This window comes from Agrobacterium sp. GW821-FHT02D03 (assembly GCF_059421725.1).
Genome location: NZ_JBWKVN010000002.1, coordinates 195,132 through 210,247, shown reverse-complemented (window position 1 = coordinate 210,247; position 15,116 = coordinate 195,132). Strand labels below are relative to the sequence as shown.

Annotated in this window: 13 protein-coding genes; 4 read left to right on the top strand and 9 right to left on the bottom strand. The window is 59.2% G+C overall.

The genetic code is table 11. The annotated features are described in order from the left end of the window. Positions 1 to 18: 18 nt before the first annotated feature. The 6 genes from AC07U5_RS14475 to AC07U5_RS14450 form a co-directional block, all read right to left on the bottom strand. Positions 19 to 1,398, bottom strand: coding sequence for an amidohydrolase (locus AC07U5_RS14475; RefSeq protein ID WP_112520355.1), 1,380 nt, complete (start codon positions 1,396 to 1,398; stop codon positions 19 to 21). Between the two features lie 5 nt (positions 1,399 to 1,403). Then, positions 1,404 to 2,078 carry a glutathione S-transferase family protein gene (locus tag AC07U5_RS14470; RefSeq protein ID WP_112520354.1) on the bottom strand — a complete coding sequence of 225 codons (675 nt, stop codon included), beginning with the start codon at positions 2,076 to 2,078 and terminating at the stop codon, positions 1,404 to 1,406. Then, positions 2,075 to 2,920 (bottom strand): aromatic ring-hydroxylating oxygenase subunit alpha, encoded by an 846-nt coding sequence (locus AC07U5_RS14465; RefSeq protein WP_062597941.1) that lies wholly within the window; start codon positions 2,918 to 2,920, stop codon positions 2,075 to 2,077. The genes AC07U5_RS14470 and AC07U5_RS14465 overlap by 4 nt, the downstream gene beginning before the upstream one ends. Beyond that, positions 2,917 to 3,570: a Rieske 2Fe-2S domain-containing protein gene (locus AC07U5_RS14460; RefSeq protein ID WP_112520353.1), complete on the bottom strand. Its 654-nt coding sequence runs from the start codon at positions 3,568 to 3,570 to the stop codon at positions 2,917 to 2,919. Before AC07U5_RS14460 ends, AC07U5_RS14465 begins: the two co-directional genes overlap by 4 nt. A gap of 175 nt (positions 3,571 to 3,745) precedes the next feature. After that, complete coding sequence (locus AC07U5_RS14455; RefSeq protein WP_440612921.1) at positions 3,746 to 4,054, bottom strand: acylphosphatase; 309 nt, start codon at positions 4,052 to 4,054, stop codon at positions 3,746 to 3,748. A gap of 123 nt (positions 4,055 to 4,177) precedes the next feature. Further along, on the bottom strand, positions 4,178 to 5,698 hold the full coding sequence (locus AC07U5_RS14450) for an MFS transporter (RefSeq protein ID WP_112520352.1): 1,521 nt from the start codon (positions 5,696 to 5,698) through the stop codon (positions 4,178 to 4,180). A gap of 137 nt (positions 5,699 to 5,835) precedes the next feature. Between AC07U5_RS14450 and AC07U5_RS14445 the strand changes: the two genes are divergently transcribed. After that, on the top strand, positions 5,836 to 6,777 hold the full coding sequence (locus AC07U5_RS14445) for a LysR family transcriptional regulator (protein WP_112520351.1): 942 nt from the start codon (positions 5,836 to 5,838) through the stop codon (positions 6,775 to 6,777). A 68-nt stretch (positions 6,778 to 6,845) separates the two neighbouring features. On the opposite strand, the gene AC07U5_RS14440 is transcribed toward AC07U5_RS14445, so the two are convergent. Both AC07U5_RS14440 and AC07U5_RS14435 read right to left on the bottom strand, forming a co-directional pair. After that, on the bottom strand, positions 6,846 to 9,122 hold the full coding sequence (locus AC07U5_RS14440; RefSeq protein WP_494723411.1) for an FdhF/YdeP family oxidoreductase: 2,277 nt from the start codon (positions 9,120 to 9,122) through the stop codon (positions 6,846 to 6,848). A gap of 71 nt (positions 9,123 to 9,193) precedes the next feature. Next, positions 9,194 to 10,267, bottom strand: a complete 1,074-nt coding sequence (locus tag AC07U5_RS14435; RefSeq protein WP_112956434.1) for a catalase family protein — start codon at positions 10,265 to 10,267, stop codon at positions 9,194 to 9,196. A 213-nt stretch (positions 10,268 to 10,480) separates the two neighbouring features. Here AC07U5_RS14435 and recQ point away from each other — a divergent pair, with 213 nt between their 5' ends. Both recQ and AC07U5_RS14425 read left to right on the top strand, forming a co-directional pair. Then, entirely contained in the window at positions 10,481 to 12,340 is a 1,860-nt protein-coding gene (gene recQ / locus AC07U5_RS14430) for a DNA helicase RecQ (RefSeq protein ID WP_494723410.1), read from the top strand. Positions 12,341 to 12,463: 123 nt separating this feature from the next. Then, complete coding sequence (locus AC07U5_RS14425) at positions 12,464 to 13,186, top strand: L,D-transpeptidase (protein ID WP_062426970.1); 723 nt, start codon at positions 12,464 to 12,466, stop codon at positions 13,184 to 13,186. Between the two features lie 7 nt (positions 13,187 to 13,193). Here AC07U5_RS14425 and AC07U5_RS14420 read toward each other — a convergent pair whose 3' ends face one another. Continuing rightward, complete coding sequence (locus AC07U5_RS14420) at positions 13,194 to 13,811, bottom strand: hypothetical protein (protein WP_494723409.1); 618 nt, start codon at positions 13,809 to 13,811, stop codon at positions 13,194 to 13,196. A 202-nt stretch (positions 13,812 to 14,013) separates the two neighbouring features. Between AC07U5_RS14420 and AC07U5_RS14415 the strand changes: the two genes are divergently transcribed. Next, complete coding sequence (locus AC07U5_RS14415) at positions 14,014 to 14,697, top strand: AprI/Inh family metalloprotease inhibitor (protein WP_494723408.1); 684 nt, start codon at positions 14,014 to 14,016, stop codon at positions 14,695 to 14,697. Positions 14,698 to 15,116 lie beyond the last annotated feature (419 nt).

The following is a 15,116-nucleotide window of genomic DNA, read 5'->3' as shown; positions in this document are numbered from 1 at the left end:
CTTGTCGGTTGTGTTGTTTCAGAAATTAATGGTGGCAAGCGCCGCTTCTGCGTCGGCAAAAAGTTTTCCTTCATCCAGACCGCTAAATTCGCCCTTTGCCCACACCACACGGCCATCGATCATGGTCATATCCGTCGGCGCGCCGATGCCGACCTTGGCGATCAGGCTCAAGGGATCATGTCGGGTGCCGACATAATCCATGCGGCGGGTATCGATGGCAAAAAGATCGGCGGCCATGCCCGGTGCAAGCCGACCGATGTCGGTGCGGCCGAGAAGCTGCGCCCCGCCTGTGGTCGCATAGCCGAGGAAGTCTGCTGGTGCTGGCACAGGATGAGCGCGTGTCGAGGCCGCCAGGCATTGCAGCATATAGGCGGAATGGATGCAGTGCATGAGGTTGGAATTATCGTTGGAGGCAGCGCCATCGCAACCGAGACCCACCGGCACGCCGAAGGCGCTCATGGCCGGGATGTCAGTCACTTCCGCGCCGACGAGATAGACCGGCTCGGGGCAATGGGCCACGCCCGTTCCCGACGCCGCCATGGTGCGCAACTCGTCGTGGGTCAGTTCCCAGCAATGGGCGTAGAAGGTGTCCGGTCCGGCAAAACCCATCTCGTGTAGATAATCGACAGTGCGCAGCCCGTGGCGGGCAAGGATCACGTCGCTCTCACCCTCACCGACATGGGTATGGAGCCGGACGCCCTTGTCACGCGCAAGACGAACAGACTCCACGAAGGTCTCGCGATAGCTGTTGACGGGCTGGCAGGGTGCGACCACCACCTGGCGCATGCTGAAGGGCGAGGCCTCATGATAGGTCTCGATCAACCGGGCGCAGTCGGCGATGAATTCGTCCGTCGTCTCGCGCATCTCGTCGGGTATGGTCGACCCTTCCGACTTGGGCAGCGAGTTGCCGCCGCGACCGGCGTGGAAGCGCATGCCAAACAAATCGGCGGCCTCGAATTGCCGGTCGATCAGCCTCTTACCGGCATGACGAGGAAAATTATACTGATGATCGAAGGCAGTGGTGCAGCCGTGCTTGATCATCTCGGCCATGGCGGTGACGGAGGAGTGATAAAAGCAGTCCTCTGTCAGCCGCGAGAAGATCGGATAGATGCGATCGAGCCACTCGATGACCGAAAGCTTCGTCCAGTCGAGATCGGCGCGGTTGCGCACGAAGCACTGGAAGAAATGGTGATGCGTGTTGACGAGCCCCGGATAAACGAACCAGCCGCTGGCATCGGTGATTTCCGTGCCCTCTGGGATCGGTCCGCTCGCAAGATTCTCGCCGATGGCCTTGATTGCGGGACCGTCCGTCAGGAGATCGACATTGCGGCGTACGGACATGCCGGTGCCGTCATTGACGATCACAGCAGCACAGTTTTTTAAAAGATGTCCGGCCATACGCTTTACGCCTCTGCCGTTTCGGTCAACGCTGGCGTCTCATGCGGGTCCGGCTTCAGCTCATGCAGACGGTGGATGCCTGGCATCTCGATAAAGCCTTCCAGCGATCGGATGGCACGCATCCACAGGCGGATGGAGGGGTAGGAATCGAGCGATACCCCGCCATCGGGTGCGAGCGCCACATAGGGGAAGCAGGCGATGTCGGCGACGGTTGCCGTGTTGCCGACGAGTAAAGCCTCTCCTTTCAGCCTTTGCTCGAAGAGGGCGGCTTCCAGTTCCCGAAGCGCAATCACGCCCGAGGCGCGCAAGGTGTCGATATCGCCCGGACGATGCAGCATCTCATGCAAGCGCGCCCCACCAAGGCTGGCCGTCAGCCGGGCTGAGAAGGCGAGCCATTGTTGGATACGGGCGGCTGTGGAAGGCTCGCCGGTACCAAGCCATGCGGGGGCAGCGTTGCCCGCGATATAGACGAGGATCGCAGAGGATTCGGTCAGAACCAGATCGCCATCCACCAGGATCGGGATCGAGCCTGCCGGGTTCAGCGCCAGCAATTCCGGGCCGCGATGTTCCGCGCCCGGATGAAAATCGACGGCGCGCAGCGTCAGTTTGAGGCCGGTGAGTGCTGCCATGAGGCGCGCTTTGTAACAGCTTGGCGAGAGGATGTAGTCGTAAAGGATCATTGGGCTACCAGCTGTGCGCCATAGGTGAAGTCGTGGCGCTTCAGCCAGCGGCGGTAAGCGACGGAGGTGAGGTCCGCGCGGGTGGGAATTTCCATGCCGGGATCGAGCGGCAGGCGGCGCGGGATCTGGTTTTCGAGGATCGAGCGATCCTGCAGGAAGATCATCTGCTGGAAGTGAATGAGATCGGTCATTGGCGTCTCATCGTCGTAAAGCGCCATCCACGGCCACACATCACAGAGTTCTTCCGTCAGCGGCTGGACGAAAAGCGTGATCACGTCCCATTCGCCAGGCTTCGGTGGGCAGGTCTTGTAGAGCACGGAGCAGGTGGGCGCGGGCACGCGGTACATATATTCCGTCGTGATGCCACCGCTGGCCGACTTTGCTGCCTGCGGCTGATAGAATTGCACCTGCGTTGCCCAAACCTCGTCCGCGTCCTCGCGGATTTCGACTTTGTAGTTTTCCACTTCCGTATGGGGTTCGGAGCCAAGAATGTCAGTGTGGACAAAGGGGAAATGGGCAATGTCGAGAAAGTTCTCGACGGCGCGCAGCGGCGAGCAGCGAACGCGGACGACACCGACATCGACCAGACGACGGCCGGGCTGTTCGGCTTCCGGAATATCGAAAAGCGGTTTTTCAGGCACGCCTAGAGAAGACCAGACGTGACCATATCGTTCTGTTACGGGAAGAGCGCGGCCATCGGCCGTCGCGACCTCGGCCTTACCTTCGCCGTTGCGGGAGACACGGATCGTTTCGCCCATCAGCAGCGTCTCTTGCCCGTCGGACAAGAGCCGGCTGATCAAGCCGACAGGATACCATTGGTCGATCATCGCGTCGCGGCTCATGCGGCTTCTCCCCGGTTGGCAGCGGCCTCGGCCTGACGGCGCAGTGTTTCCAATGCGGTCGATGCGGCAATTTTCTGTACTTTCGTCGCGCTGCTGTCGACCAATAGATGAGCAAGCAGCGCGCCATCCTCTCCCGAAGGCGCAGTCAGCAGGCGTGCCTTCATTCCGTCGATCGCCCAATCGATGGCGTCCTCTATAAGGTCGGCGCCGATACAGGCGGCAAGCGTTTCGGCTGTCGCTGACAGCGTGATACTGCGCAGCCCGACGAAGCCCTCATTCGACGGCATGTCGGCCGCGACCTCTTCTGCCGATACCCAAATCACGCCGTCCCGCTCGCCAGCCCGATAGGTCGCGACGCGGATTGCCTCAGGCGGCGTCAGGCTGGGATGGGCCGGAATGGCAAGACAGTTGCCGGATTTTCCGTAACGCCAGCCGTGATAGATACAAGACAAGGCTTCGCCACGAACGAAACCGTGCGAGAGCCGCATGCCGCGATGTGGACAGCGGTCGGCGACCGCAGAGACAGCGCCGCTTTGAGCGCGCCAAATCGCGAGGGATGCAGATGTAAGACGAGCGGGAATGACCGATGCCACCGGCAAATCCGTCGACAACGCGACCGGTATCCAGGCGGGGGCAATATTCTGAGGCATTTCAAAGTTCCGAGTGATTTGAGAGGCTTGGCCCCTGCACAGAGAAGGCGTCAGCGGGCAAAGCCGCGCGACATGTTGGGCACGTTTGCATAAAATTTTCGCACTTGCAACTGTGGCTGATATTTACGCAAACACTCTTTTTGATGCCTATCTCTGCTTTTCCATCACCGGCTGTTTAGACGGTATCGTCTACAGCTTCAGCGCGCTGAATATCCTCCACCCAGACGGTAATGGGTCCCAAGGAGCAGCCCATTTCCATAGCGTCGATCAGCTCTATAGGCCCTGCGAGGAGCAGTTCGATGCGTGCCTGGTCGGCATGGGAGATGCGCTGCTTCAGGCCGAGCTTGGCGGCATGGCGGTCGATCCAGGGCAGAAAGCTTTTCGTGTCCAGGCTGCCGAGAATGGTCATGCGTTCCTTACGAATGGCTGGGCCGTTGTCCCAGGGATTTTCCGGCGCAGGGAACTGATGATGGGATATTGCCATGATGTACTCGACCTGTGGTGCCCTCTAACGGGGTGTCGATGGTGTTCTCCCAAGATAGAAGAAGGCGCGCAAGTGCGAAGTTGCGCGCCGTCATTGGCCGTGGGGCGTTGTCCGGTAGAGGTACTATAACGCCTTTGCCGCGACTGCCTCGTCTTTCGCCTGGTTCAGGGACAGAAAAACGACGATGGCAGTGATGGTGGTGATGGCCGACAACAGGATCAGCACGGACGAGAAAGCCTGGCTATAAAGCGACTGGAGTTGGCTGACCGTGGAGCCGGGCAGTGCGGCAAGCGCGCCTTCGAGATTGCCGATGGCAAGGTTTTGGCCTGCCGTTTGTGCCGAACCTTGGAGACCTGCAGCACTGAGGCGTCCGGCGATCAACAACGAGAGAATGGCGCCGATGACGGCAAGGGCCACTCCTTCCCCGGCAACCCGGACGGTGGAGAAGATGCCCATCGCCATACCCGCACGCTCGCTGGGAACCACGTCAACGGCAAGACCGTCCATCAAACCCCATGGCAGGCTGATCCCCGTGCCGATCATCAACATCGGCAATAGGAGCAGAGCCGCCGGGGTGCCGGATGGCAAGGTGGAAAGCCAGCCCAGGCCGCAGGCTGTCAAGATCAGTCCGGTGCCGCATAAAGTGGCGGGACGCAGCCAGCGTGTTAGCCAACCAGCGACGATCGGCAGTATCAGAAGCGGCGCGGAGAGAGCGATCATCAATCCACCGCCCGCAATGGCTCCCATTCCTTCGATGCCGACGAAGCGCAGCGGCAGCAGAACCAAAAGAACCACAAAACCATAGGCAGGCGCTGCCGCGAGCAGTTGGACACCGACGAAACGGCGATAGCGGAAGAGCGAGAGATCGAGCATTGGCCGCGCTACCGTTCTTTCGATCTGGATGAACAGGACGAGGCAGACCGCAGAGCCAATCAAGGCGCCGACGACCAGGCCGTCGCTCCAGCCGCGTTCGGGAACCAGCAGCATGCCGTAGGTAAACAGGGTGAGCATGGTGGTGAAGCCAAGCGCACCCCGCCAGTCCAATCTTCCCGCAGCGGGGTCGCGGCTCTCTTTCAGGACCCTGTAACCGATCAGGAAGGAAAGCGAGGTGAGGAGCACCACAGCGAGGAAGATACTGCGCCAGCCGAAGCTTTCAATCATCGCACCCGAAACCACCGGACCAAGGGAAAGACCGACGCCGAAGCTTGTACCGAGGACGCTGAAGGCCCGCATGCGGCTTGCTCCATTGAATTCCTGTGCAAGTGCTGCGGCGCCGCCGGCATAGGCGGCCGCGGCCGCAAGACCCTGGCCACCGCGAAGCAGATCGAAGAGCAAGATATCAGGCACCACGGTGAGCGCCAGCGAGAAGAGCGCGAAGCTTGCCGCACCCAACAAGAAGACGCGGCGGCGGCCGAGACTATCGGCCAGTGCGCCTGCCACCATCAGGGTTGAACCGAAGGTCAGCATGAAGGCATTGGTGGCCCACGCGGTTGCCACGGGCGAGGCATCAAGCGCTTGCGCGATCGATGGAAGCGCGACTGCCGTGCCGGTGAAAGTGAGTGGCATGGCTGCGGCTGCCAGGCAGACGGCAAGCAAAGCAAGGTAGGGATGCGTGTGGGGGCGCGCAGAGATACGGGGTTGCATAAACTATCCTCCTGAAAAACAGGCGTCATTGATCACGGGTGAAACCGTCGCCAACCAATATACTTGCGCTCGAATGTGCGATAAGCTCCAATCATATCCGATCAATCAGGAATAAAAGTCTTGAATAGGAGTGTTTGATGGACCGTCTCGCGGGCCTCTCGGCCTTTGTTCGAACTGCCGATCTTGGCAGCTTTGCCGCAGCCGGTCGGGTACTGGGCCTGTCGCCCTCAGCCGTCGGGAAGGCTGTGAGTAAGCTGGAAGCTCAACTCCAGGTACGGCTTTTCCAAAGGACCACCCGCAGTCTTCGGCTGACGGAGGAGGGACGGACCTTTCACGAACGATGTCGGCATATTCTCGACGACCTCGACGATGCGCATGAAAGCCTGATGCGCACCCGCGAAGCGCCGCGCGGCGTCATCCGTATGTCCTGCCCGATCATCGCCTATCATCTGCTGTTGCCGGTGATCCCCGACTTCATGGCCCTCTATCCCGACATCACGCTCGATCTCGATTTCAATGACCGCATCGTTGACTTGATCGAGGAAGGGGTGGATGTCGCTATTCGCAGCGGCCAGTTGCCGGACAGCCGGTTGATGGTGCGCGCACTCCGGCCTTTCCGCCTGTTGCTGGCGGCGACGCCTGCCTATCTTGCCCGCCACGGCACACCTGGCTGTCCGCGTGATCTTGCCGATCATGCCAGCATCGGCTTCCGCTACCCCAATAGCGGCAAGATACAGCCGTGGCCGCTGCGCCGGCCAGAAGGTGAACCGGAACCGAGGCTTCGCTACGTGCTGACCTGCAACAATATGGAAGCATTGCGTGGCGCAGTGATGCGCGATTTGGGGATCGGCTGCATGCCGGATTTTCTGGCGGAGGGTCCGTTCCGTTCCGGCGATCTCGTTCCCCTGCTTCTCGATCATCTCGACGCGCCCGGTCAGTTCAACCTGCTCTGGCCATCCAGTCGGCATTTGTCGCCGAAGGTGCGCGTTCTCGTCGATTTTCTTGCCGAACGCCTGTTCATGTCAGAGCCTTGCCTCTCCTATGGCAAAACCCCACAGTTCGCTGGCCGGACATCATAAAGCCCGGGCCGGCCAACGCCATATCTTCGATTTCGCGGCTTATTAAGACCCAGTGCACTTCACAGGTCTCAAGCCTCGATGCGAACGGGTACGGCCTTCGAAGCTGGCGTTTTCGACAGTTCGTCGTGATGGTCGATGGCAATGAGAACGTTGGCTTCCGGGTAATAGGCGCCGATCGTTCCCCGCGGGAGATTGTGTTCCCTGACCTTCAGTCCAGCGAGTTCACGTCGCACGCCGTCGTTGAAGTCGCTGACGAGCTTAACCTCCTGGCCTTCCGAAAGACCAGCCGAGTGGATGTCCTCACGGCACATCAACAGCACGTCGCGCGTTCCTTCGATGCCGCGGAAGCGGTCCGAATAGCCGTAGATCGTCGTGTTGAACTGGTCGTTGGAGCGCATGGTGATCAGGCGGAAGCGGCCTTCCGCATCATCGAACGAAAGAGCATTGAGCTGCTTCGGCGTGGTGAAGACCGCTTTCTTTTCCTCCGTCTTCCAGACCCGGTTATGGGCCGAATTGCCACGATAAAAGCCGCTCGGTTCGAACATACGATCGTTGTAAGCCCTGAACTGATCTGGATACGTGGCCTCGATGAGGTCTCGGACGAGGCTGTAGTCGGCGGTCCATTCGTCCCATTTTAGTTTCGGGTTGGACGCGACAGCCGCCTTGGCGATGCTCGTCACAATCGCCAGTTCGCTTTTCAGATGCTTCGATGCTGGCGTGCGTTTACCGACGGAGCCCGAGATATGCGAGAAGCTATCTTCGGTCGTCACCGATTGCGGACCGGATGCCTGCTCGTCTCGTTCCAGTCGCGAGAGGCAAGGCAAGATGTAAGCTTTCTTTCCCGGAAAGAGATGGCTTCGGTTCAGCTTGGTGGAAACGACGACCGTGAGATCCTGGCTCGCCCATGCCTCTTCCATGGCCTTCTGGTCTGGAACGGCGCGCACAAGGTTGCCGCCAAGCGAGATCGTCGCTTTGATCTGGCCCGACATCATGCCCTTGACGGCGTCGACAATGGTCACCCCATCCTCTGTCGGCGGATCGAAGTCGAAGAGGGCCTTCAGCTTGTCCATCGGGATCAGCTTTGCCTTTTCAGCAATGCCCACGGTGCGCTGGCCCTGGACATTGGAGTGACCGCGTACAGGACAGCATCCAGCACCTTCACGGCCAATATTTCCACGTAGCAGAAGTAGGTTCACCACCATTGCAACGTTGAGTGCCCCTTGCGAATGCTGGGTCAGGCCCATTCCATAGACACCGATGACGCGTTCCGCCTGGATGTAGAGTTCGCCGGCGCGGCGGATTGCCGTCTCTGTCAGGCCGCTTTCTTTCTCGATGACCGACCAGTCGGTGCTGCGCACGAGATCGATGAAACTTTCCAGGCCAACCGTATGCTCTTCGATAAATGCAATATCGAGGACCCTCGCTGCCCCCGTGCTGACGGCCGCATCATCCGCTTCGATCACCACCTTGCAGAGGCCGAGGATGGCGGCTATGTCACCTCCAGCCTTCACTTGAAGATATTCGTCCGAGATCTGCGTTTCACGTCCCGTCAGCATGTCGACCGGGCTTTGCGGATTGACGAAGGAGACGAGCCCTTGCTCGACCACGGGATTGAAGGTGACAATCTTGGCACCGCGCTTTTTCGCCTCCTGCAGAGGATGAAGGAAACGGGGACTGTTCGAACCGGGGTTCTGGCCGAAGAAAAAGAACGCATCGGCTTTCTCAAGGTCTTCCCAGACGACGGTACCGACAGGCGAGCCGATGACCTTCTGCAGGCCGACCGAGGTCGTCTCATGACACATGTTCGAGCTTTGGGGCAGGTTATTGTTGCCGTAGGTTCTGGCAAGCAGCGCGTAGAGATAGGAAGCCTCCAGGCCCGCATGTCCAGAGGAGTAAAAGACGACACTCTCGCGTGGAAGGGACTTCAGGGTTTGGCCGATATCGTCGAAGGCCTGATCCCACGAGACTTCGACATAGCGATCGCTGGCTTCGTCATAACGAAGTGGGTGCGTCAGCCGGCCCGTCTGTTCGAGATCGTAGTCTTTCCAGCCGCGAAGTGATTGGACCGTGTGATCGGACCAGAAATCCGGCGTGCATCGCGCGCTGGTCAGGTCGGAGATCGTTGCCTTGGCGCCGTTCTCGCAGAATTCGAAGGGATGATAGTTGGCCGGTTTTGGCCAGGCACAGGAGACGCACATCACGCCGCCGGGCTTGTTTTGCCGTGCCAATTCCTCAAGCACCATGGGCGAGGGTTTGTCGTCACCCAGAATTCGCGCAATCGATTTCACCGATCCCCAACCGCCAGAGGGACCTTCAGATTCAGGGTTCAGGATGGTGTCGGTCATGATGTCTTCCATTCAAAAAAGGAGCAGGCGCTCCGCGGAAACGGAGCGCCTTCAGCAATCATTGGGCGCGCTTATGCGGCAGGCTCATGGAACGGACAGCCGTTGAATTTCGCCCGGAACTCGGCTGAGTGGCGGTAGGTGTCCTTCCGCGCCCGGTTGATATTGCCGAGCGGCTGGTGATCGGTAAGACCTGTCCAGATGCTGAACCGCATCTCTTCGTCCACCTTCTGCACCTTCTCATCACTCCAGCTATCCTGTGGATGTGCCGTAATTGTCGCGACGGTAACGAATGGTGCATCGTCTTCTTTCCACTCAACCGTAGGGTCTTCGATTGGCTGTTTTTCGAGATCGCGACAGAGCTGGACCTGAAACTCCCAAACGCCATGGGTTTCCTGCATTTCTGCCTGGACCGTTTCGCGAATGGCGTCTTCTCGCACGCTGACGTCGATCTCTGTTCCGGTGCGTTTCGTCAGGTCGGGCGAAACGGGTTTCAGCCGGAACTTGGCGACATAGTCGCCATAGCGGAAAGGCGTCACGCTGAAGTAGGTTTCACCCAGCGGATCGACATCGGGTGCGCCACCGAGCGACTGGATGGCGGGACTAGAGACCCCCACCGCTTCAAGACCCTTATTGACGGTCTGAAGCACGCTCGACATCACCACCTTTGTGCCTTCCATCTTGTCGGTCGTCTTGGCAAGCAGCTTGAGGCTGGAAAGAAATTTCTCCGCATTCGGTGCCTGGAAGACCGGACCGTTGACCATGACGAAGTCCTGCGTCGAACCTTCCGCGTCGGGCAAGCGCTGCCCTTGGACATCCAGCACCTTCAACGCCATTCCGCGAGGAAGCGACACGGCATCGGGAAGGATATCGCCTGCATTGGTGGAGAGGCGCATGAAGGCCTTGTGCGTGCCGGGGGTGGCAAATAGGCCCTGTGCCAGTTCCGGCGGCAGACCGGGTTTTACCACCATCTCCGCTTCGATGATGCCATGCGCTTTCGCGTGGACGGAGCGAACCGCGTGCCCGTAATTCTTGGCCGTGGTTTCGAGGATGGTATCGAACTGTTCGATGAGGCCTGAGATGGTTTCCGGCTCCTTGTCTCTCACGGTTTCCAGATCGGCGGAATAGCGGATGGGCTGGGCTGTCAAAGTTGCGCTCCTAAGCAAAAACGAGAAACGCCGTCCCGTGACTAAGGTTCCTCATCAACCACTCCGTCATGGAAGCTGTCTGGGTGCGCTGGGCTGCATCGACAATCGCTTGGTCTGCCCGCAATTGCGCGAACTCGCTATCCGATTTCGTACAAAGCTCGCGCTTGTCGGCGCTCTATGGCATAGAGTGCCTTTAGCCTAACGAGCGATTCCATGCCGCAGTCCCACAGTCCTACCAAAAGTCTTTTTGCCGAGAGCGGAAGCGAAACGCCGCTTTCGCTGTTGAAACGCGTCTATGGCTACGCCTCTTTTAGAGGCCGACAGAAAGAGGTTGTCGACCATGTGATGGCGGGTGGCGATGCCGTTGTGCTGTTTCCAACCGGCGCGGGCAAATCGCTGTGTTTCCAGGTTCCAGCGCTTTGCAGGAATGGGCTTGGGATCGTGGTCTCTCCGTTGATCGCGCTGATGCGCGATCAGGTCGAAGCGCTGAAGCAACTTGGTGTTCGCGCAGCGGCGCTCAACTCGTCGCTGTCGCGCGAAGAGTTCATGGATGTGCGCAGCGCGGTCCATAGCGGTGAGCTCGATCTACTCTATGTGACACCTGAGCGCATTGTCACGTCAGGCTTCAAGGATCTCGTGGGGCGCACGAAAATCGCGCTGTTTGCGATTGACGAAGCACATTGTGTTTCGCAGTGGGGCCATGATTTCAGGCCTGAATATCGCGAACTTGGCCGTCTGGCAGAAGAGTATCCCGGCGTTCCGCGCATGGCGCTGACGGCGACGGCCGATCCTCATACCCGTGATGACATCATTGAACGACTGCAACTTCAGTCCGCTGGTGTTTTCACCACCTCCTTCGACCGGCCCAATATCGGCTATGAAATCGTCGAGCGGGATCAACCGAAGCAGCAATTGCTGCGCTTCCTGTCGCGCCACAAAGGGTCGAGCGGCATCGTCTATTGTCTTTCCCGCGCCAAGGTGGATGAAACGGCGGAGTGGCTGAACACGCAGGGCATCAGGGCACTTGGCTATCATGCCGGCATGGAGCGGGAGATGCGCGACCGCCATCAGGACGCGTTCCTGAAGGAGGAAGAACTTTGCCTCGTGGCAACGGTCGCCTTCGGCATGGGGATCGACAAGCCGAATGTGCGCTACGTCGCCCATCTGGATTTGCCGGGATCGGTTGAGGCCTATTATCAGGAAACCGGGCGTGCGGGGCGCGATGGGCTGCCCTCGGACGTGTGGATGGCCTATGGCATGGCTGACGTCATCCAGCGCGGTCGCATGATCGATGAGGGGAATTCAAGCCCAGAGATCAAGCGTGTCGAGCGCGCCAAGCTCAATGCGCTGCTTGGCATTTGCGAGACGGCCGGCTGCCGCAGGCAGGCGATCCTCAAGCACTTCGGCGAAGCCCATGGTGGAAATTGCGGCAACTGCGATACCTGCCTGAAACCGGTGGAAACCTGGGATGGGACGGATGCCGCGATCAAGGCGATGGCGGCGATCTATCGAACGGGAGAGCGCTTCGGTACCGGACACCTCGTCGATGTTCTGCTCGGCAACGAGACTGACAAGACCACCCGCTTCGGCCACGTCGATATGCCGGTTTTCGGAGCTGGCAAGGACCTGCCGGCCAAGACCTGGCAATCGGTCTATCGCCAGCTTCTTGCCGCGGGACTGATCAGCGTCGATCATGGCGCTTATGGAGCTCTCAAGCTGGAGCCGGCATCGCGCGCCGTCTTCAAAAAGGAACGCGAGGTCCGCTTCCGCAAGGATCGGCCGACGACGGGCAAGGCGTCCCGATCGTCCTCGGCAAGTTCAGCAAATGCGAAGTCTGGATTGGAAGGCGCCGATCTCGAGCTCTTTCAGGCGTTACGCGCTGTCCGCATGGACATATCCAAGGATCTCGGCGTGCCGCCCTATGTCGTTTTTCCCGACACGACGTTGGTTGCGCTTGCGACCGAACGGCCATCCGACGAAGACGAGATGCTGGATATTTCCGGCGTCGGGCCTTCAAAGCTGGAGCGTTTCGGCGACGCCTTTCTTGAGGTCATCAACGCGCATTCGCGATGACCGTGACACTTTTGGCGCAGCCCTCAGTGTATATTAGTCCGATGCCATGGATGTGATCTTCTCCGGCTTGCCATGCGTTTTTCGATGGGCAAGAAGGAGGCGCAATTTCTATGGATTTCCCACATGACACTTCTTCAGCGCGTATCTCGTCGCAGCTTTATCTTCGGAACGCTTTCGGCAACGGCAGCGCTTGCGGGCTGCCAGACAAACTCCACACCCGCAGTGGTGCCGCAAGCCGCTCGGCGGCCTATCGTGCCGCCGGATGAGGCGGAGTTGCAGCAGCGCTACGCGGCGTTGGAGGATGGCGGACACAGCCTCCCTGCAATTCCCTACCAGCAGATCGATCCGAAATATTACCGTCAGCGCGTGCTAGACCCTACAGGCGAGAAGCCCGGCACCGTGGTCGTCGATACGCCAAACCGCTTCCTCTATGTGGTCGAGCCTGGCGGAACGGCGATGCGCTACGGCGTTGGCCTTGGACGCGACGGCTTTGCCTGGGAAGGTGAGGGGATCGTTCATTGGCGCCAGCCTTGGCCACGCTGGAAGGTTCCGGCTGAGATGGTTGCTCGTCAACCAAAACTGGCACGCTTCTCCGTCGAGAATGGCGGCATGGATCCGGGGATCAAGAACCCGCTTGGTGCCCGCGCGCTCTATATCTTCAAGGACGGCAAGGACACGCTCTACCGTCTCCATGGTTCGCCGGAGTGGCAGTCGATCGGCAAGGCAACCTCTTCGGGCTGTGTTCGCCTCGTCAATCAGGACGTGATCGATCTTTACCAGCGCGTGCCATACCACGCTCGGATTGTCGTCCATCAAGGCCCGCTCGGCGCCCGCGCCACAGCGTAGCTTTGCGCTATCGAAGAAGGCCATCGCGGTCGAACTCTTCCCAACCGGAGAGTTCGGCCGAACTACGCTCAGGCGGACGCGCCGACTTCGCCTTTTTGAGCGAACGTGTCAGCTTGGCTTGATGCGCCGCGCGCCGTCTGTTCTCTGCCTTCGCGGCGAGATCATGTTCTCGCCATTCGTCGATGGCGCCACTGTTGAGAAGCTCCTCGATGACCTTCGGCTCGAAGACGTGGAAGGTGATCCGTTTCGCCCTGCCACGCAGTCTTACCGTCCTGATGCCGCCGCTCGGCAGGCGACCATCTTCAAGCCAGCGTCGGCGCTCTGTGGTGGAGATGGTCAGGATATCCTCGATCTCGCGCGGCAGCACCGGCAGGCTTTCCATGGTTTCCAGCAATTTCGAGACCTTGGCGCGCGCCGTCTTGAATTCGTCCTCGTCGTCTTCTGGAACCGCGAGGGTCAAAACCATGCCTGCGATATCCAGATCCCTGCGGACGGCGAAAGGCAATTTGGCGCGCAACTCCATCAAGATGCCCTTGGCACGGACGGATGAGCCGAGCGTTGCCGCGGGCGGCAGCGTCCAGGACTCCTTCAGAAGCGGCACGGTGTTGGATTTCTTTTTCGCCATAGATACTGAAGTGGTGGTCGCGTTGGATATGGTCAACACGGGAACTTGCAATTCATCATCTTGACGAAGCAAATCAGGACGTTATCGCCGCCAGCCGTCGTTGCGGGCGAATGGCAGCCTGACCGCCACCTCACAAATAGGTCTTGATAAAAAACCGGAAGCGGAGCCCAATAGGAACAAGATCGTATCTGGGGGGTGGATGATGCGAGTAGTTCGGAGCGTGCTGACAAGCTTTGCTATCATGCTGGCATCGAGCGGTGTCGGTCGGGCTCAGGAGGTCAGTGAGGACATTGTAGACGCGACGGTAGGTGACTGGTTGATCGTGTCGGAGGACGGAAGCCTCGGCTGTCACATCACGCTGAAGAAAGACAAGACGATCGGCGGCCGAGCCGTGACGGAAGGAAAGACGTGCGGCGCACCCTGGCACGATCAGATCGCTGCCTGGGATTTCGCCGGTCCAGGGATAGTCCTGCGCGACGCGACCAGAAAAGAGATCATCGGTTTCGGCGAACGGGAGGTTGGTCCATGGGTGACGGATATCGAGCGGTCACCCCGTATTTATTTCGTTCCTGAGCCTGGAAAGATGGACCGTGCCGCAACGGAGAAGGACGCTATCGGTAAATGGGTTTTAACCGACAAGAAGGGTAAAGCGCTCTGCCATCTGTCTTTGCTGGATACCGCTTCCACCAGGGGTGACGACACCAAGAGCCTGCAGATCAGTGGCGACTGCGCTGCCAGTGTCAAAAAGAAGAAAATGGACGGATGGCAGATCGATGAGATCAAGCTCGTGTTCGTCGGTGGCGAAGACTACGCTTACTCGCTGATTCCAACGAACGACGGGTTCGTCACAGATGATGACCGATATCAACTGAAGCGCGATAAATAGGCGTCTCACGGGTGAGGCCTCGACCAGGCTAGCCGGAGTTTATCAGGCGTTCCAGGCCAGCTGAACTCGACGGTAAAAGTCTAAAAGCGCCCGCCACATGTGACATCGCTGCTTAAATCTCTGATCGACACCATCTCGACAGTGGCGGAATCCCGCTGTCCTTTGGCGAGGTTGCCGATCATTACAGATCGCACTCGCGCACCAGCGAGAAATCCGACCCCGGTCAAACTCTATAACCCGTCATCTCGCCTCATCCAGTTTCAGCCAAGCGTGCCGCTCCCCTCTAGTGGAAGGTGACAATGAATCGCCCTGCGTTTCAGCACGTCCTAACTCACCATAAAGAACGTGATTGACAGCAACTCCCTTTCCGATATTCTCTTATAAAAGCTTATATAACACAATAACGGAACAATAAAGCT

What these genes read in the sequence shown, in the direction of transcription:
- AC07U5_RS14425 (WP_062426970.1), top strand. Translation starts at nt 12,464, where the DNA reads ATGACACTTCTTCAGCGCGTATCTCGTCGCAGCTTTATCTTCGGAACG.
- AC07U5_RS14445 (WP_112520351.1), top strand. Translation starts at nt 5,836, where the DNA reads ATGGACCGTCTCGCGGGCCTCTCGGCCTTTGTTCGAACTGCCGATCTT.
- recQ (WP_494723410.1), top strand. Translation starts at nt 10,481, where the DNA reads ATGCCGCAGTCCCACAGTCCTACCAAAAGTCTTTTTGCCGAGAGCGGA.
- AC07U5_RS14470 (WP_112520354.1), bottom strand. Translation starts at nt 2,078, where the DNA reads ATGATCCTTTACGACTACATCCTCTCGCCAAGCTGTTACAAAGCGCGC.
- AC07U5_RS14440 (WP_494723411.1), bottom strand. Translation starts at nt 9,122, where the DNA reads ATGACCGACACCATCCTGAACCCTGAATCTGAAGGTCCCTCTGGCGGT.
- AC07U5_RS14455 (WP_440612921.1), bottom strand. Translation starts at nt 4,054, where the DNA reads ATGGCAATATCCCATCATCAGTTCCCTGCGCCGGAAAATCCCTGGGAC.
- AC07U5_RS14420 (WP_494723409.1), bottom strand. Translation starts at nt 13,811, where the DNA reads ATGGCGAAAAAGAAATCCAACACCGTGCCGCTTCTGAAGGAGTCCTGG.
- AC07U5_RS14465 (WP_062597941.1), bottom strand. Translation starts at nt 2,920, where the DNA reads ATGAGCCGCGACGCGATGATCGACCAATGGTATCCTGTCGGCTTGATC.
- AC07U5_RS14475 (WP_112520355.1), bottom strand. Translation starts at nt 1,398, where the DNA reads ATGGCCGGACATCTTTTAAAAAACTGTGCTGCTGTGATCGTCAATGAC.
- AC07U5_RS14450 (WP_112520352.1), bottom strand. Translation starts at nt 5,698, where the DNA reads ATGCAACCCCGTATCTCTGCGCGCCCCCACACGCATCCCTACCTTGCT.
- AC07U5_RS14460 (WP_112520353.1), bottom strand. Translation starts at nt 3,570, where the DNA reads ATGCCTCAGAATATTGCCCCCGCCTGGATACCGGTCGCGTTGTCGACG.
- AC07U5_RS14415 (WP_494723408.1), top strand. Translation starts at nt 14,014, where the DNA reads ATGCGAGTAGTTCGGAGCGTGCTGACAAGCTTTGCTATCATGCTGGCA.